This window comes from Pedobacter sp. HDW13, from assembly GCF_011303555.1.
Lineage (GTDB): Bacteria > Bacteroidota > Bacteroidia > Sphingobacteriales > Sphingobacteriaceae > Pedobacter.
Genome location: NZ_CP049868.1, coordinates 2,194,551 through 2,214,040 on the forward strand (window position 1 = coordinate 2,194,551; position 19,490 = coordinate 2,214,040).

The 19,490-nt window shown below is 39.1% G+C and carries 17 protein-coding genes and 3 pseudogenes; 12 read left to right on the plus strand and 8 right to left on the minus strand.

The annotated features are described in order from the left end of the window. Window positions 1-68: 68 nt before the first annotated feature. The gene (locus G7074_RS09180; protein ID WP_124559010.1) at window positions 69-1,058 is read left to right on the plus strand and encodes an AraC family transcriptional regulator; all 990 of its coding nucleotides are present in this window, start codon (window positions 69-71) and stop codon (window positions 1,056-1,058) included. Between the two features lie 38 nt (window positions 1,059-1,096). Here the strand turns inward: G7074_RS09180 and G7074_RS09185 are convergent, their stop codons facing one another. Beyond that, window positions 1,097-3,517, minus strand: coding sequence for a DUF5916 domain-containing protein (locus G7074_RS09185; RefSeq protein ID WP_166208089.1), 2,421 nt, complete (start codon window positions 3,515-3,517; stop codon window positions 1,097-1,099). Between the two features lie 190 nt (window positions 3,518-3,707). Here G7074_RS09185 and ffh point away from each other — a divergent pair, with 190 nt between their 5' ends. Next, the gene (gene ffh, locus G7074_RS09190) at window positions 3,708-5,045 is read left to right on the plus strand and encodes a signal recognition particle protein (RefSeq protein WP_124559008.1); all 1,338 of its coding nucleotides are present in this window, start codon (window positions 3,708-3,710) and stop codon (window positions 5,043-5,045) included. A 197-nt stretch (window positions 5,046-5,242) separates the two neighbouring features. Continuing rightward, window positions 5,243-5,977 (plus strand): annotated as a pseudogene (locus G7074_RS09195) (magnesium chelatase domain-containing protein); the annotation flags it as partial. 135 nt (window positions 5,978-6,112) lie between these two features. On the opposite strand, the gene G7074_RS09200 reads toward G7074_RS09195, so the two are convergent. From G7074_RS09200 to G7074_RS09210, 3 genes are all read right to left on the minus strand, one after another. Next, the gene (locus G7074_RS09200) at window positions 6,113-7,060 is read right to left on the minus strand and encodes a nitrilase family protein (RefSeq protein WP_166208092.1); all 948 of its coding nucleotides are present in this window, start codon (window positions 7,058-7,060) and stop codon (window positions 6,113-6,115) included. Window positions 7,061-7,124: 64 nt separating this feature from the next. Beyond that, on the minus strand, window positions 7,125-7,928 hold the full coding sequence (locus G7074_RS09205; protein ID WP_124559006.1) for a helix-turn-helix domain-containing protein: 804 nt from the start codon (window positions 7,926-7,928) through the stop codon (window positions 7,125-7,127). Window positions 7,929-8,065: 137 nt separating this feature from the next. Then, window positions 8,066-8,437, minus strand: a complete 372-nt coding sequence (locus G7074_RS09210; protein WP_233603821.1) for a helix-turn-helix transcriptional regulator — start codon at window positions 8,435-8,437, stop codon at window positions 8,066-8,068. Window positions 8,438-8,484: 47 nt separating this feature from the next. Here G7074_RS09210 and G7074_RS09215 point away from each other — a divergent pair. The 6 genes and pseudogenes from G7074_RS09215 to G7074_RS09240 all read left to right on the plus strand — a co-directional run. Then, window positions 8,485-8,970, plus strand: a pseudogene (locus G7074_RS09215) (ATP-binding protein); the annotation flags it as partial. A gap of 161 nt (window positions 8,971-9,131) precedes the next feature. Beyond that, window positions 9,132-9,528 (plus strand): annotated as a pseudogene (locus tag G7074_RS09220) (GxxExxY protein). A 39-nt stretch (window positions 9,529-9,567) separates the two neighbouring features. Next, the gene (locus tag G7074_RS09225; RefSeq protein WP_124559005.1) at window positions 9,568-10,185 is read left to right on the plus strand and encodes a hypothetical protein; all 618 of its coding nucleotides are present in this window, start codon (window positions 9,568-9,570) and stop codon (window positions 10,183-10,185) included. A gap of 220 nt (window positions 10,186-10,405) precedes the next feature. Continuing rightward, entirely contained in the window at window positions 10,406-10,780 is a 375-nt protein-coding gene (locus G7074_RS09230) for a hypothetical protein (protein WP_039474169.1), read from the plus strand. Between the two features lie 114 nt (window positions 10,781-10,894). Further along, a complete protein-coding gene (locus tag G7074_RS09235) occupies window positions 10,895-11,464 on the plus strand; it encodes a Crp/Fnr family transcriptional regulator (protein WP_124559004.1) in 570 nt (189 codons plus the stop codon). A gap of 84 nt (window positions 11,465-11,548) precedes the next feature. Next, complete coding sequence (locus tag G7074_RS09240) at window positions 11,549-12,229, plus strand: type 1 glutamine amidotransferase domain-containing protein (RefSeq protein WP_124559003.1); 681 nt, start codon at window positions 11,549-11,551, stop codon at window positions 12,227-12,229. A gap of 52 nt (window positions 12,230-12,281) precedes the next feature. Here the strand turns inward: G7074_RS09240 and G7074_RS09245 are convergent, their stop codons facing one another. Then, complete coding sequence (locus G7074_RS09245) at window positions 12,282-12,536, minus strand: hypothetical protein (protein ID WP_124559002.1); 255 nt, start codon at window positions 12,534-12,536, stop codon at window positions 12,282-12,284. Window positions 12,537-12,630: 94 nt separating this feature from the next. On the opposite strand from G7074_RS09245, the gene G7074_RS09250 reads away from it, so the two are divergent. Together G7074_RS09250 and G7074_RS09255 are read left to right on the plus strand one after the other, a co-directional pair. Next, window positions 12,631-12,981, plus strand: coding sequence for a hypothetical protein (locus tag G7074_RS09250; protein WP_124559001.1), 351 nt, complete (start codon window positions 12,631-12,633; stop codon window positions 12,979-12,981). Between the two features lie 85 nt (window positions 12,982-13,066). Beyond that, entirely contained in the window at window positions 13,067-14,449 is a 1,383-nt protein-coding gene (locus G7074_RS09255; RefSeq protein ID WP_124559000.1) for an MBL fold metallo-hydrolase, read from the plus strand. A 163-nt stretch (window positions 14,450-14,612) separates the two neighbouring features. Here G7074_RS09255 and G7074_RS09260 read toward each other — a convergent pair whose 3' ends face one another. The 3 genes from G7074_RS09260 to proB form a co-directional block, all read right to left on the minus strand. Next, window positions 14,613-15,860, minus strand: a complete 1,248-nt coding sequence (locus G7074_RS09260) for a glutamate-5-semialdehyde dehydrogenase (RefSeq protein WP_124558999.1) — start codon at window positions 15,858-15,860, stop codon at window positions 14,613-14,615. 75 nt (window positions 15,861-15,935) lie between these two features. Next, entirely contained in the window at window positions 15,936-16,358 is a 423-nt protein-coding gene (locus tag G7074_RS27105) for a PUA domain-containing protein (protein ID WP_240916513.1), read from the minus strand. Between the two features lie 14 nt (window positions 16,359-16,372). Continuing rightward, entirely contained in the window at window positions 16,373-17,014 is a 642-nt protein-coding gene (gene proB / locus G7074_RS27110; RefSeq protein WP_240916514.1) for a glutamate 5-kinase, read from the minus strand. Window positions 17,015-17,278: 264 nt separating this feature from the next. On the opposite strand from proB, the gene G7074_RS09270 reads away from it, so the two are divergent. Next, a complete protein-coding gene (locus G7074_RS09270; RefSeq protein ID WP_124558997.1) occupies window positions 17,279-19,429 on the plus strand; it encodes a S9 family peptidase in 2,151 nt (716 codons plus the stop codon). Window positions 19,430-19,490: the final 61 nt, after the last annotated feature.

The window sequence follows — 19,490 nt, forward strand, 5'->3', positions numbered from 1 at the left end:
AAAAGTAGCTGTCTAACAAACGGATCTTTTTATACCAAAAGGATTAAAGTTTATATCACAAGGATTTTATGGCCTTAAATATTTATGATGGCGACGAGAGATACTATGTTGTAGGGAACAAACTCGACAATAACGCCCTTAATCAAGCCCTTGTAACCGAGCGAAGGGATAAATATAGCTTTCCGTTTGGCGACGCAGAGATTGTGGAGATTGCTTTTTCGGGAATTTATATTGTTTATGGCGATATGCTGGTAAAGAAGAGCCGCCTGCGCATTAAGTCTTTTGATGAGCCCGATATGGTTGAGCTCCATTTTTCGATTATGGGAGGAGGAATTATGGAAAATTATCTCACCAACAAGCGCCTGGATATTAAAGCCAATCAACATAACATTATTTACAGCCCTGATTTTGATGGAATGGCCGAGTTTACGGTAGGCGGCCCACATAAATTTTTTGAAGTAAACTTCGAACGGTCGCGCTTTATTGATTTAACGAGCGAAAGCAGTACCTTATTAAGAAATTTTGCCGAAAATATCATGAATAACCGTTCGGTAGAAATTTCATCAGAGAATCTGCCCATCAGCCTGGCTATGCACAGCTGTATTAACGATATTATGAACTGCCATTTTACAGGTGGATTAAAATTGTTGTTCCTTCAATCTAAATGTTTGGAGCTTTTGGCGCTACAGGCGCAGGCTTTTGAAGAGGCGGCGAGGAAAACGGAGCGTCCGACATTAAAATCAGCTTACGATAAAGAACGAATTTATTATGCAAGAGAATACTTGTTAGCCAATGCCTGCAAACCACCTTCTTTAACCGAATTGGCAAAAGTAGCGGGCATAAACGAGTTTAAACTAAAACAGGGCTTTAAGGAAACATTTGGTAACTCTGTTTTTGCTTATCTAAGCGATTATAGATTAATGAAAGCAAAAGAGCTTTTGGCCGATAAGCAAGTCGACATCAAAAATATTTCTGACGATTTGGGTTACTCGTCTGTACAACATTTTAACAAGGCATTTACCCGGAAATTTGGCTTAAGTCCGGGCAAAGCGCGATAATATTTGCCATGGGTTTAAACCCATGGCAAATAAATCTTTTAACCTTTTTTCCGTTTTTTCTTCAGGTCTAAATAATCAACGTAATACAAAACCTTAACCGATAAGCTGTTATTTTGAGGCGCATTTAAAATCCCGCTTAGGTTTTTGTTGTAGCGCTGTGTATAAAAAGTATCGTAAGTTTCAGCCGCATCTTTATACGAAACAGAAAGTGTACTTCCCGGCGCAAATTGCCAGGTATAAATTAAATCGATATTAAAAACATTGTAATTCCGGTCCATTCCGGTTAATAGCGCTCCCTGATAATCGGTTAAGTTACCATCGGGCTTTAGCAGGTAAAATTCCTTATTCCTTCTATCGCTCCAGTAATGCCGCAACACCACAGTAATCCCCATTAGGTTGGTAAAAGTATATTTGGCATCGAACGAGTTTTCTACCGTTCTGCGATCATACCTTGAAAAAATGGACTGATTACCTTGTGTGGTTACCCAGTTAACATAGTTGTAATTTGGGTTAAAGTTTAAATCCAATCCAAATGCAACTTTATCGTTAAGCCTTAGGTTTTGAAAAAAGTAAAAGTTATACATTTTTCCTTTGAATAGCTGTTGTTCAAAAAAGCGGATATTTCCACCAAAATTATAAGCTTTAGCGCGGTTGGGGTTGATGTACAGGCTTACACCATAATTTTCGGGGGCGTGGTAAACCTGCCCGGTCCTTGCTTCGTAAAAATCGTTGCTTTTCCTGTCCCAGCTTACATCGAATTCTGCCGACCACTGGTTTTTAAACTGAACCCAATACCCTCCGTTAAAACCAATTTTTTGATAAGCTGCCGGAATTGCCCTGCGCGAATAGTTTAAATTAAGCCAGCTTTCAAACTGGTTATACCATTTGCTGGGTTTGTATATGTTGTAGCCAATGCCTATCCGCTGATCTAAGAAGTTGTTATTGGTAAAGAAACCCATATCCGATGGATCGAATTTATTATCGGCATATACCTGGTTGTAGCTCCAGGTAAAATTGCCACTTTGTTTTCCGAAACGAAGTGTATAACTATAACCAGTACTACTTTCTTCGCCACGTAAATAGCTCATTTTAGCCCCGCCATTAACAAAATACTTATTGCCTTTATTGTTTAAATTGAAAAGCAGCGCACTAACATTGGCATCATAGGCAGTACCTTGTCGCAGTACATTGGTATTGATAAAGGTAGCCGAACTGTTGTTTTTTAACGATTGGTCGAAAACCAGAATGTTGTAATTGGTTAAGGGCTGTGTTTCTACCATCCTAAGGTTACCTTGCACATCCTCTACTTCGGTTTCCATGCTGTTGGTAATGGCATTAAAAATACCAATACCCAAACCCTTTGCCGTACGCCCCGAAATTTTGGTTGCATTTAAAACCTTAGCCTCTGTTTGGTCTTTCACAATTTTATCATTACCAACCCCGCTGTAATTGTAATAGGCTGGTATGGAGCCAATCCGTTTCGAATAAAATAAATCGCCCTTGTTAAACAATTCAGTTCCTTCTGTAAAAAATTGCCTGTTTTCGTTAAATTTTACTTCGAAAGGAGTAAGGTTAAGAATCCGGTTATCTGATTGCACCTGACCAAAATCGGGCACCAGTGTCATATCTAAGGTAAAACTGTTGTTAATACCATATTTTACGTCCATACCGCCATTAAAACGCGAAGTTGTGTTTTTAACTCCAGGTTGATTTATAGGGTAGTGGTTTACATAGGCGGATAGATATGGCGAAAAGGAAAGTCTTAAGGGTGGTTTAATGTCTTTTATGCCTGTCCAAAGCCCCTCCTGATTGATAAAACCATTTACCTTAGGGTCAACAAAATTCCAGAAGGTTTGTGTATTGCTGCGCTGTATCCTGCGGCTAAAATTTAATCCCCAGTTTTGTACATCCTTGCTTGAAAAGCGCAGGGCAGAGTAAGGAATTTTCATTTCGCAGGTCCAGCCTTTATCGTCGATTTTAACTGCACTTTCCCAAACCGCATTCCAGTTTTCATCTTCATTGCCCACCTGCGAGTATTTGGCATCAAACTGTACCCCAGCAGCGGTAACAAAAAAACCATTGCCATTCATCTTATCGTAAAAGGGATCGACAATGATGGAAATAAAATCGGCATTCCCAATGTTATCTCTCGAAACCAACTCATGCGAAACACTATCCGGACTATCGTACATCCGCGCATAAACATAAATGGCTACATCATCATAAAGCACCTTCATTTCTGTACGTCTATCGGCAGTTTCTACCTTCCCCGGGTGAGGCCTGATTTGAAAAAAATCGGTAGCAAGCGGAACATCTTTCCAGCATTCATCATCTAAAACACCATCAATTTTAGGACTTTGAAGGGTTCTTTTTGCTTCTAAATGCTTTTGCTTGGTAATATCCTGAGCCTTGCAAAAAGCACATATCAATAGTAGAACCGGGAGGATGCAGCGCTTCATTCGTTTAAGTTAATCGGGTATAAGACCAACTCTCCAACAAAATGTTGCACCAAAACAGAAATATAATCGCCCGGCCATAAAGTTTTGACTTTGAGTTGCTAAGATTTACAATCAAAATTTGATACATTTGCCTTTTATTAAAAACAAGTAGCTTTTTGCCATCCGGCACTAAGCCTTTAGCTTAAAAAAGATGTTTGATAATTTACAGGACAAGCTAGACAGAGCATTTAAAGTATTAAAAGGACAAGGCAGCATTACGGAAATCAACGTGGCAGAAACCATGAAAGAGATTCGTAAAGCATTATTAGATGCCGACGTTAACTATAAAACCGCAAAAGCATTTACTGATGATGTAAGGCAAAAAGCTTTAGGGCAAAATGTACTTACAGCGGTTTCGCCAGGCCAGTTGCTTACCAAGATCATGAACGATGAGCTTGCAGCCTTAATGGGCGGCGAGGTTACCGAACTAGATACTAAAGCAAACCCAACTATTATTTTAATTGCAGGTTTAAACGGTGCGGGTAAAACCACATTTGCCGGTAAACTTGCCTTGCATTTAAAAGGTAAAGGCAAAAAGCCTTTATTGGTTGCAGGCGATATGTACCGCCCTGCTGCTGTTGATCAGTTAGAGGTTTTAGGTACTACGGTTGGCGTATCTGTTTATGCCAACCGTGCATCAAACGATCCTGTGGGCATTGCTTTAGAAGGTATTGCACATGGTAAACAAAATGGAAATAATGTAATCATTATCGATACCGCCGGCCGTTTAGCGATCGACGAATCGTTGATGAACGAAATATCTGAGGTTAAGGCTAAAACCAATCCACACGAGATTTTATTCGTAGTAGATGCAATGACTGGTCAAGATGCGGTAAATACAGCTAAAGTATTTAACGACCGCTTAGACTTTACTGGTGTTGTTTTAACCAAATTAGATGGTGATACCCGTGGTGGTGCGGCCCTTTCAATTAAATCGGTAGTAAACAAACCGATTAAATTTATTGGTACCGGCGAGAAAATGGAAGCACTTGATGTTTTCTATCCTGATCGTATGGCTTCGCGTATTTTGGGTATGGGTGATGTGGTTTCCCTTGTTGAACGTGCTCAAATGCAGTTTGACGAGAAAGAGGCGGCAGAACTTCAGAAAAAAATCCGTAAGAATAAATTCGATTTCAACGATTTCTATAACCAGATTCAGCAAATCAAGAAAATGGGTAACATGAAAGATTTGATGGGCATGATTCCAGGGGTTGGCAAAATGATGAAAAATGTAGATATACAGGATGATGCATTTAAATCAATCGAAGCTATTATTAACTCGATGACCCCATTCGAAAAAGAAAACCCTGACGCCATTCAGCAAAGCCGCCGTTTACGCATTGCAAAAGGTTCGGGCAGCAAAGTAGAAGAAGTTACCAAGCTGATTAAACAGTTTGAAGATATGCGCAAAATGATGAAGCAGTTTTCGAACCCCGCAGCAGCGGCAGCCATGATGAAAGGTATGCCTAAAATGCCATTTGGTAGATAGGAGATAGGTTTAAGGTGTAAAGCCAATAGACAGAAAATATAGTCCCGATCAGAAATGGTCGGGATTTTTTATTTTAAAGGATTTAGAGATCGGCTTAAATATTTTCTTTTAGCTAAACAATTACTATCTTAGTCGATATTGATTATCCATTTCCGGATAAACAACACATCCCACTTTATTTTATTAAAAAGAATTGAATGCTTGTAAAAACATACGGGAGTGCTGTTTATGGCGTAAATGCACTTACCATAACCATCGAAGTGAATATCAGTGCCTGCACCAAATACTACATGGTAGGCCTGCCCGATAATGTAGTAAAAGAAAGCTTGAGGCGTGTGGCCAGTGCCATTACGGTATCGGGATTCCGCATGCCCAAATAAAAAATTGTAGTTAACCTGGCACCCGCCGACTTAAAAAAAGAAGGCTCCTCTTACGATTTGCCTATTGCCATTGGCATTTTAGCCACTTCAAGGCAGATTCCACATGATGAATTAGAAAACTATTTCATTATGGGCGAACTTTCTTTAGATGGCTTCATTCAACCCATAAGATGGGCTTTACCCATTGCCATACAGGCACAACAAGATGGCTTTGCAGGTTTTATCCTGTCTAAACAGAATGTGCGCGAAGCCGGCATTGTTAACGATTTAATTGCCTATGGCGTAGATAACCTGGCCCAGGTTGACGCGTTTTTCAATAAACACGAAGCTTTAGAACAAGTTAAAATTGATACCAAAGCAGAATTTTTAAAGAACATCAACCAATACGAACACGATTTTGCCGATGTTAAAGGACAGGAAAACATTAAGCGCGCACTCGAAATTGCTGCCGCCGGCGGGCACAATGTTATTTTAATTGGTCCGCCGGGTACTGGTAAAACAATGCTTGCCAAACGCCTGCCTACTATTTTACCCCCCGTTAAATTTATGGAATGAGTTTATAATAATTCCAGAAAGAAAAACGATATTCCAGAGATAACTGAGGTAGGTTTGATTTGTTGAGGTGCCTGTGTACTTGATTTAGTGTAATTATTGAAAAACGAGTGAATACTGAGAAACCACGAGATGTTATTTTTTCAACCAGGCAACTTGTTGGTCTGGTGTGTGTGGTGAGGCTAAAATTTCTCCATAGAGATCTGGTCTTCTAGCATTTTTATATCGAAAGCCACCTGACATTTCTAATCCATCCTTACACAGTTCAGCAACGATAAATTCATTTTCCATTGTTCTGCATTCAGCTACAATTTCTCCGAAAGGATTTATGATCATCGAGCAGCCATTTTTTAATTGGTCATCATCCATGCCTATCGGATTACAAAAAACCGCATAAATTCCATTATCATAAGCGCGCGCAGGAAGCCATTTCATCAGCCAGTTTCGCCCTTTATCACCATCAAATTCCGATCTTAGTACGGCAGCATTTTTGTCTTTTTCTTTCCAAAGCTCCGCATCTACAAACCCTGCACCAGGGCGAGGAGATGGTGTACACATCGTTACATGAGGCATAAAGATTATTTCTGCACCAAGTAATGCCGTTGCCCTTACATTTTCTATTACGTTATTGTCATAGCATATCAAAATTCCACATTTCCAACCCTTAATTTCAAAGATTGTATAGGATGTACCTGGCAATAAGTTAGAATTGATGAAAGGATGAAGTTTACGGTGTTTAGCAATAAGTCCGGTCTCATTGACGCAAACATACGCTTTGAACATATTTTCATATTCATCCTTTTCAAAAAGGCCGGCTAGAATTGTAATTTTATACTTATTTGCCATGTCAATCAGAGCGGTTACCGAAGGGCCGTTTGGTATCACCTCTGATAAGGTAAGCATTTCACTCCGGCTAAGTTTTCTTGCAAATGAATAGCCCGTCACAGAGCATTCATGAAAAGCAATAACCTCGACCCCAGATCTTGATGCTTGGCTGACAATTTCTTCTATTACAGAAAGGTTATAAACCTTGTCGCCGCTGGCATTCTCGAATTGGACAGCTGCTACTTTTAAATTTCCCATATCTTTTTTCTACAAATTTATATCTTACACCATTACCGGTATTGGATGTTTCCGACAAAGTGCGTTAACCTCTAAAGCTAAAAAGATTCATTGCCAATGGATCAAAAGATGCTAGATATTTTAATGGTGAGGTGCTTGTAATTTCTTTAAATTTGTTATTAAGATGGGCCTGATCATAAAATCCTGCTTCAATTGCCGCCTGTACAGGAGTATAGATGTGGTTGGGGTCTCTCAAAATTTTTAAATAATGATTTATACGCAAGATCCCATTTAATTTCTTTGGGGAAATTCCTATAAAACGATCAAACCTCCGCTCCAATAACCGTTCACTTACAAACAAGCCTCGCAGTAGCTCTTGGATGCTGATTTTGCCATGGCTCTGGTTCATATGATATAGGCTTTCTCTTAGCAATTCATCGGTTGGAGGCAAAGTTGATAAAAGATTAAAGAAGAATCTTTCCAGCTCTTTTATGATTTCACCCTCATCGTTTAACCCTCTGATAGCCATTTGCAGGAAAGAAGCACTTAGACCGAACAAAGCACTTAAAGGTAGGATGCAATTTTTCAACCTGTCAGGCTTTATCCCACTTAAAAAAGCGAGCGCATAAGGCTGTAGAACAATAACTATCATTCCACAGGCTGGTGGCGGAGGGATAATTATTGGATGTTCCATCAAACCATAAGCAATCAATTCCCCCTTTTGAAGTTTTTGATTATGAAGGAATGGAAGCCGGGAATACGATAGTGGTACAACGATGCCTGGATTGCCATCCGAAAAAAATCTCATCACAGAGTTGCTTGTCGAAGGGTAATAGATCAAAAAATGTTTTATGATGACCTTAAGACCATCTGATGGAACTATCTGCATAATGTAATAGACTTAATTTTCATTACCAAGGTTGCAAAAGCTCTAATGCGCATAGTAATTTGTAAAATTCAACAAAACCTCGCCTAAGTTATAGTGAGCCCGTAATTTACTATTAAACGGTGGAATAATGATAACGATTATAACATCGAATCTATCTTTTCCATTATTGGTTTGTTTTCTTCTAATTCCCAACTACAAATTGTAGCTCCATCAACTCCCAGAATTTTTCCAAATTGTTTTTGGCTAAGCCCATTAATGTTTCTATGCGCTTTTAGTTTCCCTGAAGGAGAAGTCAAATCAACCTCAAACGGCATGTAACCCAAAAAATTTATAATGCACGGAAAAAATTGAATTTGAGGAGTACTCCGGTTTCTTTCCCAATTTGTAATGCAGTCTTCAGTAACTCCACAAATTCTTGCCACGTCTTTTTGAAGCAGCTTTAGTTCCATTCTTTTCTTTCTTATATGATCACCGATCGATACTGGATTTTCTGGATAGGAAATAGGCATTGGTTTTCCGGTTTGGCTTTCAAAACGCAAACAAGGCAACGCAGGAATGTCCATGTGGTTTTTACAATCACCCTGAAAAGGACTGTGTTTGCGCACCCGGAGTAGTTCAAAAATACCTAAGCAAAATTTCAGGGCCGCTTTTAGACCGCATTGATCTTCATGTTGATGTTACTCCTGTAAATTTTACCGAGCTGGCCTCTAAAGAAGAGACAGAAAAGAGTGGTGAGATCAGCACGCGGGTTATCCGTGCACGCGAAATACAGGATCGCCGCTTTGAAGATAAGGAGGATTTACATTACAACGCACAAATGAGCCCTAAAATGGTTCGCAAAGTATGCCGGACCAGTAACGAAGAAAACGCACTATTAAAATCAGCAGTGGAAAGATTGGGTTTATCTGCGCGGGCCTACGACAGGATTTTGAAAGTAGCCCGAACAATTGCCGATTTGGATGGGAGCGAAAACGTAGAGCTGGAACACCTCGCAGAATCGATTAATTACCGCAGTTTGGACAGAGATGGCTGGGCGGGGTAACGCATACAAATTACCATATATTTTAGCCGTATGGAACAAATAGCTAAAATTACAGCTCTTTGAAGAACCCTATATGGTCTATGTATCTATATGGCTTAACAAAACAACGTCTTTTAACATGAGAATATCCACCGTATAGTTTAAAAACTAAATAAGAAGAAATGATTACCACAAAAGCCTACTTAAGATCACTAACCTACAATGTGATTGGTGCAGCAATTGAAATTCATAAGTCCCTTGGCTCTGGCTTGCTAGAAAGTGTTTACCATGAAACATGAACTTTCACTTAGGGGTATTAACTTTATAACCGAAGTGTCTACACCTGTGTGCTATAAAAACATTGCTGTGGCAACAACGCTACGCTGTGACTTACTCGTTGAAAATTGCCTCGCTGTTGAGATAAAGGCTACAAAGAATATCAAACCTATTATTGAGGCACAGATATTAACCTACATGAAGTTACTTGAAGCTCCGCAGGGATTGATAATAAACTTCAACTGCATAAACATTTTAATGATGGACAAAAAACATTTGTCAATGATTTTTATCGATATTTAGAGGAATAAGCTCAGCGAATACCGCGCGCAATGTTTAACTATGAACAAGCTCATTTATTTATTCTTTATTCTCTTTAACAGCAACTTGTTTGCACAAAAAGTATTTCACCTGGTCAATTCCAAAGATACATGGCAATATATCCATCCTTTTAGAGATAAAAGTTATGTGATAGCCATACAATACGAGCTGGACGAAAAAGGCAAAGACCTAGGAGTGAGAAATTCGAATATTTACTTTGGTAAAACTGGCATAAAAACTGACAATGTATTTTGGAAAGAAAAAATTGATCTGCGTTTGATTAAAGACAATATCTCCTACGAAGATTATAATAATGATGGCATTAAAGACCTACTTATTTTTTCAGATACCGGAGGTCGTGGTGGCAATGCCTTTTATTATTTATTTCTTATAAATTCTAAAAACAGAAAAATCAATAAGGTTAAACATTTCGAAAATATTGTAAATCCCGAATACAATCGCAAACACAAAGTGATCGTTTCTTATGGCCTATCGGGTACAAACCATTATAGCATTTATAAAATTTCGAGAGATAACAAAGCTTATGAGATCGGAAAAAGTTTTGAAGATACTTTTGAAAGCGATCCAACTGAATTAGACCGGAGAATTAAAAAGATTTTAAAAAACACTGTCCATTAATTACGATTATTCCAAAAATAATAGGCACTTGCTCTCTTTCTTTCGGCAACTCGCCACCAACCACTCAAAAACAAAGCAAACAACTTACCATCAACGCATTAAACTTCAAACAAACGTTTCAAATCACCCTGATTCAATAGGCCTATCACCCTCTTTGGCATAGTCATTGTCAAAGCACTGTTACATTTATTACCTATTTAAAAACTAAAGAGTGAAAGAGATGAAAAAGACAGTTCAGATTTTCAGCATGCTTTTAATAGCATTAACAGTGATGGTTTCGTGTAAAAAAGATACCGATCCCGCCGATCGTGATTTCTTTGTGGGCACTTATAAAGGCTCAGTTTCTTACCGTAGTGGCGAATCAACCATTACCAGTAGCGACGGCAAAGTAACCGTAAGTAAAGTTGGCGAAACCTATAATTTTTACTTTGGCAACAACATTCCTGATATTACAGGTGTAAAATTCGAAAAGAAAGGCGATAACAGTTATGTGAGCATCGGTTCGGGCTTAACAGGCATTAGTATTGATGCCAGCAACCTAACCATTAGGGTAGCTAAAGATAGTCAAATCTGGACGGCAGATTGCACCAGATAATTTTTCAAATAAATAAAGACCCGGTTAATCATCGGGCTTTATTTATTTCCATTGCTTTGTTATGCAAATCAAAAAATAAAACGAGTTTGAAGCTTATTTAGCTAAATTTATAGCATGAGTTTTGAATTAAGAACACACCTCGAAGAAATCGTTCCACTCAGTGATCAGGAGTTCGAACATATAGCCGCACATTTCAAACCTAAAAACCTTAAAAAACATCAGTATCTCATTCAGGAAGATGAGTTTGTAACCAATATCTATTTTGTAGTTAAGGGCTTGTTAAAAGCCTCCTTTACAGATGTAAACGCCAAAGAGTATATCATGCAGTTTGCCATGGAGAACTGGTGGCTTTCAGATTTTCGTGCCTTTTACGGCAATTTTAAATCCATTACCAATATCAGCTGCCTTGAAAATTCAGAGTTACTTTATATCTCCAAAGAAAATTTGGACAAATTGTGTAAGGAGAGCCATAAAATGGAGCACTTTTTCAGGGTAAAAGGCAATTTTGGTTATGTGGCTTTACAACAAAGAATTTTATCACTACTTACAACAAATCCCAAAGAGCGTTTCGAACAACTGACACAGCAATATCCACAACTAATGCAACGGGTTTCTAAAACAATACTTGCAGCGTATTTGGGTATTTCGAGAGAAACGCTTAGCAGGCTTTCTGCAAAAGTGTGATTTAACGCACATTAAATCTGTGATTGAAGTCCTTTGTTAGCGAAAAGGATAGGCCTAATTTTGTAATACACTTAGCATAAAGATATGAATAAGAAAGTTTTATTCGTGCTTACGAGCCACGACGAATTAGGAAACACAGGTTTAAAAACAGGCTTTTGGTCAGAAGAATTAGCTGCACCTTATTATGCCTTAACCGATAAAGGTATCGATATTGTACTGACATCGCCAAAAGGTGGCCAGCCACCAATAGATCCAAAAAGTGAGGATCCAACTTTCCAAACCGATACCACACGAAGAATGGACAAGGACACTGTTCTTTTAGATAAATTAAAAAATACCATCCCATTGGCCAAAGTAAATATGGATTATTATGATGCTGTGTTTTATCCAGGTGGCCACGGACCATTGTGGGATTTAGCAGAGAGCACAACTTCGCAGCAACTCATTACCCGTTTTTATACTGCCAATAAACCTGTTGCATTTGTATGCCACGCCCCAGGCGTACTTAAAGACGTAAAAGTAAATGGTGAGTATTTGGTAAAGGGTAAAAATGTAACCGGCTTTACCAATACCGAAGAAGAAGCTGTTCAATTAACAAACATAGTACCTTTTCTGGTAGAAGATATGCTGGTAAAAAATGGCGGAAATTATAGCAAAACTGCAGATTGGAATCCTTACGCTGTGGTTGATGGGTTGTTAATAACCGGACAAAACCCTGCCTCATCTGAAAAAGTTGCAGAAGAGCTCTTAAAACTCATTGCCTGATTTTAAAATTTTAATACTGGCTGGCAATGTCGGCCAGTATTAATATGAAAACTTAAAGCTCGTCTTCGTCCTCATCTTCCTCTTCAGGCACATAATTTTCAATCGCCTGGCCAATGGCATTCACTTCTTCATCCTCCTCAAAAATGGGCAATTCTGTTTTGTAATCCATTTTTAACCAGATAGATGATGTATCTTTTTGAATCTGAATGTACTCTTTTCCATCTTTAAAAATGGTGTATGAATCGTTCCCTTCCGGAAAAACTGAATAGTTGACTGGGCCGATTTCGATGTCGAAAGGTTCTTGCATTGTTTTCTTTTTTGTGTAAAGATAAACATCTTTTTGTTGAGGTAATGACAGGCAAAATACATTATACTTTACCTTTATAAATAAAAATTTAACCATGGATTTTTCTAAGGCAGATAATAAAGTTGCTCGTAAATTATTTGAAGTGGCTTTACAGCGTGAATTGATAAAAGGGATGAACGAGTTTTCTGAGATCCTAATAGAGTGGAAAGCGCAAAAAACTGAAGAAAATAAAGATGCCTATTACAAAATTTTTATTGCTGTGAAAGATTTTGATAAACATATCGCCAGAAGATATGATGGCTTGAAAAACTCATGGTTTTTTCAGACTGTTGTAGCTATGCTTTTAGACAAAACAATTACAACATCTGATTTAGAGCCCTTTTCTGAAGAAGCAAAAAGTGAAATATTAAGAGCCCTTGAGCTAAGGTATAATGATGAGTTATAATTAAAAAATTACTTCTTATAGTTTAAAAATTGGGGTAATTGTACTACTTTACGCCAAACTAACTATTTATAGTACGGATTAGAAGATGAAGTTAACGTTTTGGGGTGCAGCACAACAGGTAACCGGTAGCATGCACCTGCTCGAAGTTGGGCATTATAAAATACTGATAGATTGCGGATTGGATTATGAGAAGGAAACCTACCAGGAAGAAAACCAACAATTCCCCTTTGATCCGGCCAGCATAAACCTAGTTGTTTTAACCCATGCCCACATCGACCATTCCGGTAATTTACCCACTTTGGTTCGTTTGGGATTTGATGGGCAGGTGCTTTGTACCTCGCCAACTGCCGATTTAACTGCAATTTTGCTGTTCGATTCCGTAGAACTTTTTTTACGCAAGCAAAGCCGTAAACCACGCACTAAAAGAGGCAATTTTAGTGGACCGAAACCTTTGTATCTGCACAAACATGTAATGGATACCATTGATCGGTTTGTAACCATTGCATTTAATAAACCATTTAAAATAAACGGCGATATCAGTCTCACTTTTATCCCTGTTGGTCACTTGCTGGGTGCCGCTGCTGCTGTATTAACCATTAATGAAAACGGGGAGGAAAAGAAAATAGCTTTTACCGGCGATATTGGTCGCGAAAACTATCCGGTGTTGGTAAATCCAGAACCACTACCAGAGGTTGATTATTTAGTAAGCGAAGCTACTTACGGCGGCCGTTTGCACACCAAAGACCAAACACTGGAAGAAAGATTGGTACAGGAAATTACCGAAGCCTGTATTAAAAGCCCGGGCAGATTAATTATCCCTGCTTTTAGCATCGGCCGAACACAGTCGCTTGTTTTTGCACTGAACCAGATTTTCACCAAAAAACTGCTGCCGCCCATCCAGATTTTTGTAGATAGCCCCATGGCCATACAAGCTACTGATGTTTACCGCAAGCACCACAACCTGGTTAGCCAGGAAGCCAAAGACTTTTACCAAACCATGGGCGATGAATTCGAATTTGAGCATTTGGCTTACGTTCAAACCATGAAAGAGAGTAAAGATGTTTCTAACTATTTCGATCCCTGCATTATCATTTCATCAGCCGGTATGTTGGAGGGTGGTAGGATACAAGACCACCTGTATTACAACATCCAGAATTATTACTGCACTATTCTTTTTATTGGCTATTGTGCTAAAGGTACTTTGGGATATAAATTATTAAGCGGAGCACCAATTGTACGCATTAAAGACCGCGAAATGATGGTTTATGCCACGATCCGCCAAACAGATCTGCTAAGCGGCCACGGTGACCACAACGATCTCATAAAAACAGTTAAACAAACAGGCCATCCTAAAAAGGTATTTCTGGTTCATGGTGAAGATAGAAGCCTGCAAAGTTTATCCTTAGCGCTGCAGGAAGATGATTTTAATGTTGAAATACCTGAAAGAGGAGAGGTTTTTGAACTGTAGTTGATAGTCCATGGTCTTATAGTTTATAGCCTAATACACAATAGCTATTAACAATTAACCATCAACAAATATTGAGAATAGCACATTAAGATTTTACCGGCTTTGGTCATTGAAAATTGATAATTGGTTATTCCATTCTACCTCTTACATCTTTCATCAATTATTACCCTCTTATTTGCCCATCGCCTCTTACCACCCACTTATAGCTGGTAAGTTCTTCTAAGCCCATTGGACCGCGGGCGTGAAGTTTTTGTGTACTAATGCCAATTTCGGCTCCCAGACCAAATTGTGCACCATCGGTAAAGCCTGTTGAAGCATTGGCATAAACCGCAGCAGCATCTACCTCATTTAAAAACCGGGCAATATTAGCCGCATCTTCAGAAATAATGGCCTCGCTATGTTTCGAACTGTAAGTGGCAATATGGTTCAATGCCTCATTCAGATTGTTTACCATTTTAACCGCTAGTTTTAACGATAAAAACTCTGTGCCAAAATGTTCGGGCGTGGCCTGGTTTAACAATGAAGCCGGGTAAGTAGCTTGCAAAGCTGCGTAGCTTTTTTCATCGGCAAACAGTTCTACATTTCCATCTGCCAAAGGAGATAAAAGAGCAGACAGGTCATTCAGTCTGTTTTCGTTAATCAGCACGCAATCCAGCGAATTACACACACTTACCCTACGCGTTTTCGCATTAAAAATTATGGCTTTGCCTTTCCCCAAATCGCCCGATTCGTCAAAATAGGTGTGTACAATCCCTGCACCAGTTTCAATTACCGGAATTTTACTGTTTTCGCGCACGTAATTAATCAGTGATTGACTTCCCCGCGGAATCAATACATCCACAAAACCCCGTGCATTCAATAAAGCTTCGGTTGCAGTACGTTCTGCAGGTAAAAGGGTGAGTACATCACGGCTAATGGCGTGATCATCTAGTACACCGTGAATGATTTTGGTAATGGCCAGATTTGAAAGTTCAGCATCGCTACCGCCTTTTAGCACCGCTACGTTACCGGTTTTAAAGCATAGCGAAAATACATCGGCAGTAACATTCGGGCGGGCTTCATAAATTACGCCAACAACTCCCAATGGCACACTAACCTTTTGGATATGCAGTTGGTTATCTAATATTTTATCAGAAAGAACCTTTCCCAGCGGACTATTTAAGCCGGCAACATTTTTAAGATCGTTTGCAATATCCGCAATGCGTTCTTTACTTAGCTTCAATCGGTCGTATTTGGGGTCTTCTATGGGCATTCTAGCTAAATCCTTAGCGTTTTCAGTAAGAATTTTATCAGCATTGACCACCAAAGCAGCAGCCACATCTGTTAAAACCGTGTTGATGGTTTCTTTAGCCAGGCTAACCATGGTTCGGCTGGCCTGCTGTGCCTTTTCGAAGTATTGTTTGTAATTCATTTTCTTTTATTTTAAGATCTGTCATGCTGAATTTATTTCAGCATGTCTGAAACAAGTTCAGGATGACGACCTATCCTAAATAGCCGAGTAAAAGTAATCGTAGTGTACCAGTGCTTTTTGTTTTTTCTGTCCAATGCGCTCACGGGCCTTATCCGATCCGTATTCTGCAATGCCTAAGCCAATTAAATTATTTTGTTCGTCAACAATTTTAATGATATCTCCTTTTAAAAAGTCGGTTTGTATTTCAATAATCCCAACGGGTAATAAGCTGGTGGCCTTACCGGAGGTTAATACCATTTTTGCACCATCGTTTAGTTTTACGACACCTGTTGCTGCCGTTTCTGAATGAGCAATCCATTTTTTCTTGCCCGATTTACTTTTCTCGGGTACAAAGCGAGTATGCACCAGCTCGTTATTGAGCAAACTGGTTAATACATGATCTTTAGTGCCGTTAGCAATATGAACCGTAATACCCAATTTAGCTACCTTTTGGGCCATTGTCGATTTGGTAATCATACCACCACGCCCAAATTGAGATTTACCGGTTTGGATAAAAGAAGCCAGATTAGCAACCGAGCCATTAATTTCCTGAATAACCTCCGAACCTTCAATTTTGGGTCGCCGTTGTAGATCCCGTTAACATTCGATAAAATAATCAAAGCATCGGCATTTAACATTGAGGCAATTAAGCCTGCCAGTTCATCATTGTCGGTAAACATCAACTCGGTAACCGATACCACATCATTTTCATTCACCACCGGAATCACTTCGTTCTGCAATAAAATCTGCAGGCAGTTTTTCATGTTTAAATAATGCGCTCTGTCGCGAAAATCTTCTTTAGTTACGAGCACCTGCGCGCATTTTATCGCATGTTCGGCAAAGAAATTAGAATAGGTGTTAATCAGTTTTACCTGACCAATGGCAGCCAGCAATTGCCGGGTGGTTACTGCATCCTGTTTTTCAGCAACCTTAATTAAACTTCTACCTGATGCAACTGCGCCTGAAGATACCAAAATTACTTCGATACCGCGTTTTTTAATCTCTGCAAGTTGATTTACCAGATGCTGAATCCGGTTTTCATCGGGCAGTCCGTTTTCCTGAGTAATTACATTCGAACCTACTTTTACAACAATTTTTTTATACCCGGATTTCATTTTATGCTAAAAACAATTTGATGTGGCAATTTAACACGTTTTTTTCTAATAAAGGGCAATATCTATAGGCTTAATGGATTTTTATGAAAATGATAATTAGTTTGGCATTAAGTCTTTTACGTTAGGTGTTGATTAACCAATTTTCAGTTAACAGATTGTTGTAAGCAGTTAACCGGTTTAGACAATTAACCGCTTAACCACCTCTCCACTAATGAACTATTAAACTAAATTATTAAATTGCATTAAACCTAAAATCGAATCATAATGAAACGTATCTTACCAGGGCTAATGTTGCTTAGCGCAATTATGGCGTGTAACCACCCTCAAAAAAAAGAAATGAAAGCGATTAAATGGCCAGATGCCAAAGCTCCTGTGGCCGAAATTATACCTCACCAAAGAACTGTACATGGCGATACTGTAGTAGACAACTACTACTGGATGATTGACTATTTTAAAAAAGGTCCGGATAGTACAAAGGTTGTGAATTACCTGAAAGCCGAAAATGCTTACCTCGATACGATGATGAAAAGTACGGATAAGTTTCAGGCTGATCTTTTTAAGGAAATGAAAGGCCGGATTAAAGAAAAAGATGAATCAGTACCTGTTTTCAAAAACGGCTATTTTTATTACTCGCGTACCGAGGATGGCCAGCAGTATTATAAATATTGCCGCAAAAAAAGGAGTTTAACCGCACCAGAAGAGGTATTACTGGATGTAGATAACCTGGCAAAAGGGCATGCTTATTACAGTGCAACTGGTTTTAGTGTAAGTCCTGATAATAAATTGCTGGCTTTTGGGGTAGACCAGGTATCGCGCCGCCAGTACACCATTAATATTAAAAATTTAGAAACAGGTGAAATATTAAAAGATGCCATCCCCAATACAGAAGGTGGGGTTGCCTGGGCAAATGATAACAAAACATTCTTTTACACTTCGAAGAATCCGGTTACTTTACTGAGCGAGAAAATTAAAAAACATGTGCTCGGTACCGATGCCAAAGCTGATGCGGTGGTTTACAATGAGCAAGATAACACCAATTATATCGGTGTAGGTAAGTCGAAAAACGGCAGGTTTATCTTCATTGTTTCGCAGGGAACATTAACCGCCGAATATAAGATGATTGATGCCGACCATCCTGAGACGCCGTTTAAAGTTTTTGCAGCCCGCTCAAAAGATGTCTTGTACGATGTAATGCCCGTTGATGATAAGTTTTTGATTCTGACTAACTGGAATGCCAAAAACTTCCGATTAATGGAATGCCCATTAGATAAAACCGCAAAAGAAAACTGGAAAGAGGTAGTTCCACACCGTGCCGATGTATTGTTAGAAGGAGCGGAGGAATTTAAAGACTATACTGTTTTAACTGAACGCAAAAATGGCCTAACCGAACTGCGTGTATTGAAAAAAGACGGTAGCGACTATTACATTAAATTTGACGAACCTGTTTATGATGCCGGGGTAGGTGCAAATCCTGAATACAACAGCACTGCTTTGCGTTATAACTATACTTCGTTAACCACACCCAATTCGGTTTACGATTACAACCTGATCAAAAAAGATCAGAAACTAATGAAACAACAGGAGGTTGTAGGCGGTTACAACCCCAAAGATTATGTAACAGAACGTGTTTTTGCTACAGCTAAAGATGGCATCAAAGTTCCAATTGCTTTAGTCTATAAAAAAGGTTTTGAGAAAAACGGAAATTCGCCACTGCTACTTTATGGCTACGGCTCTTATGGATCAAATTCTGATGTTTACTTTTCATCGCCACGTTTAAGTTTGCTTAACCGGGGCTTTGTATTTGCCATTGCCAATATCCGCGGCGGACAGGAAATGGGTCGCCAGTGGTACGAAGACGGTAAACTGATGAAGAAGAAAAATACCTTTACCGATTTTATTGCAGCTGGAGAGTACCTGATTGAGCAAAAATATACCTCAAAAGGTCATTTGTATGCGCATGGCGGCAGTGCTGGCGGCTTATTAATGGGCGCCGTGGTTAATATTGCGCCCGATTTATGGAATGGTGTAATTGCCGATGTGCCTTTTGTTGATGTGATTAACACTATGCTGGATGAAAGCATTCCACTAACCACCAACGAATTCGACGAGTGGGGCAATCCAAAACAAAAAGCGGCTTACGATTACATGAAAAGCTACTCGCCCTACGAAAACGTAGAGAAAAAAGCTTATCCGAACATCCTGGTTACCACAGGGCTGCACGATAGTCAGGTGCAGTATTTTGAGCCAGCCAAATGGGTAGCCAAATTAAGGGCAACCAAAACCGATAAAAATGTTTTATTGCTAAAAACCAATATGGAATTTGGCCACGGCGGCGCATCGGGCCGTTTCGATTACCTTAAAGATGTTTCGTTAAGATGGGCATTTTTATTTGCGCTGGAGGGAATAGAAAAATAAATTTTATCAGGATCGTCATTTCGAACGGAGTGAAACGAAGTCGAGAAATCTTTGAGCATAA

Bases quoted from the DNA above. Each gene is read 5' to 3' on its own strand.
- G7074_RS09180 (WP_124559010.1), top strand. From the start codon at position 69: ATGGCCTTAAATATTTATGATGGCGACGAGAGATACTATGTTGTAGGG.
- G7074_RS09185 (WP_166208089.1), bottom strand. From the start codon at position 3,517: ATGAAGCGCTGCATCCTCCCGGTTCTACTATTGATATGTGCTTTTTGC.
- ffh (WP_124559008.1), top strand. From the start codon at position 3,708: ATGTTTGATAATTTACAGGACAAGCTAGACAGAGCATTTAAAGTATTA.
- G7074_RS09200 (WP_166208092.1), bottom strand. From the start codon at position 7,060: ATGGGAAATTTAAAAGTAGCAGCTGTCCAATTCGAGAATGCCAGCGGC.
- G7074_RS09205 (WP_124559006.1), bottom strand. From the start codon at position 7,928: ATGCAGATAGTTCCATCAGATGGTCTTAAGGTCATCATAAAACATTTT.
- G7074_RS09210 (WP_233603821.1), bottom strand. From the start codon at position 8,437: ATGCCTATTTCCTATCCAGAAAATCCAGTATCGATCGGTGATCATATA.
- G7074_RS09225 (WP_124559005.1), top strand. From the start codon at position 9,568: ATGAACAAGCTCATTTATTTATTCTTTATTCTCTTTAACAGCAACTTG.
- G7074_RS09230 (WP_039474169.1), top strand. From the start codon at position 10,406: ATGAAAAAGACAGTTCAGATTTTCAGCATGCTTTTAATAGCATTAACA.
- G7074_RS09235 (WP_124559004.1), top strand. From the start codon at position 10,895: ATGAGTTTTGAATTAAGAACACACCTCGAAGAAATCGTTCCACTCAGT.
- G7074_RS09240 (WP_124559003.1), top strand. From the start codon at position 11,549: ATGAATAAGAAAGTTTTATTCGTGCTTACGAGCCACGACGAATTAGGA.
- G7074_RS09245 (WP_124559002.1), bottom strand. From the start codon at position 12,536: ATGCAAGAACCTTTCGACATCGAAATCGGCCCAGTCAACTATTCAGTT.
- G7074_RS09250 (WP_124559001.1), top strand. From the start codon at position 12,631: ATGGATTTTTCTAAGGCAGATAATAAAGTTGCTCGTAAATTATTTGAA.
- G7074_RS09255 (WP_124559000.1), top strand. From the start codon at position 13,067: ATGAAGTTAACGTTTTGGGGTGCAGCACAACAGGTAACCGGTAGCATG.
- G7074_RS09260 (WP_124558999.1), bottom strand. From the start codon at position 15,860: ATGAATTACAAACAATACTTCGAAAAGGCACAGCAGGCCAGCCGAACC.
- G7074_RS27105 (WP_240916513.1), bottom strand. From the start codon at position 16,358: ATGGCCCAAAAGGTAGCTAAATTGGGTATTACGGTTCATATTGCTAAC.
- proB (WP_240916514.1), bottom strand. From the start codon at position 17,014: ATGAAATCCGGGTATAAAAAAATTGTTGTAAAAGTAGGTTCGAATGTA.
- G7074_RS09270 (WP_124558997.1), top strand. From the start codon at position 17,279: ATGAAACGTATCTTACCAGGGCTAATGTTGCTTAGCGCAATTATGGCG.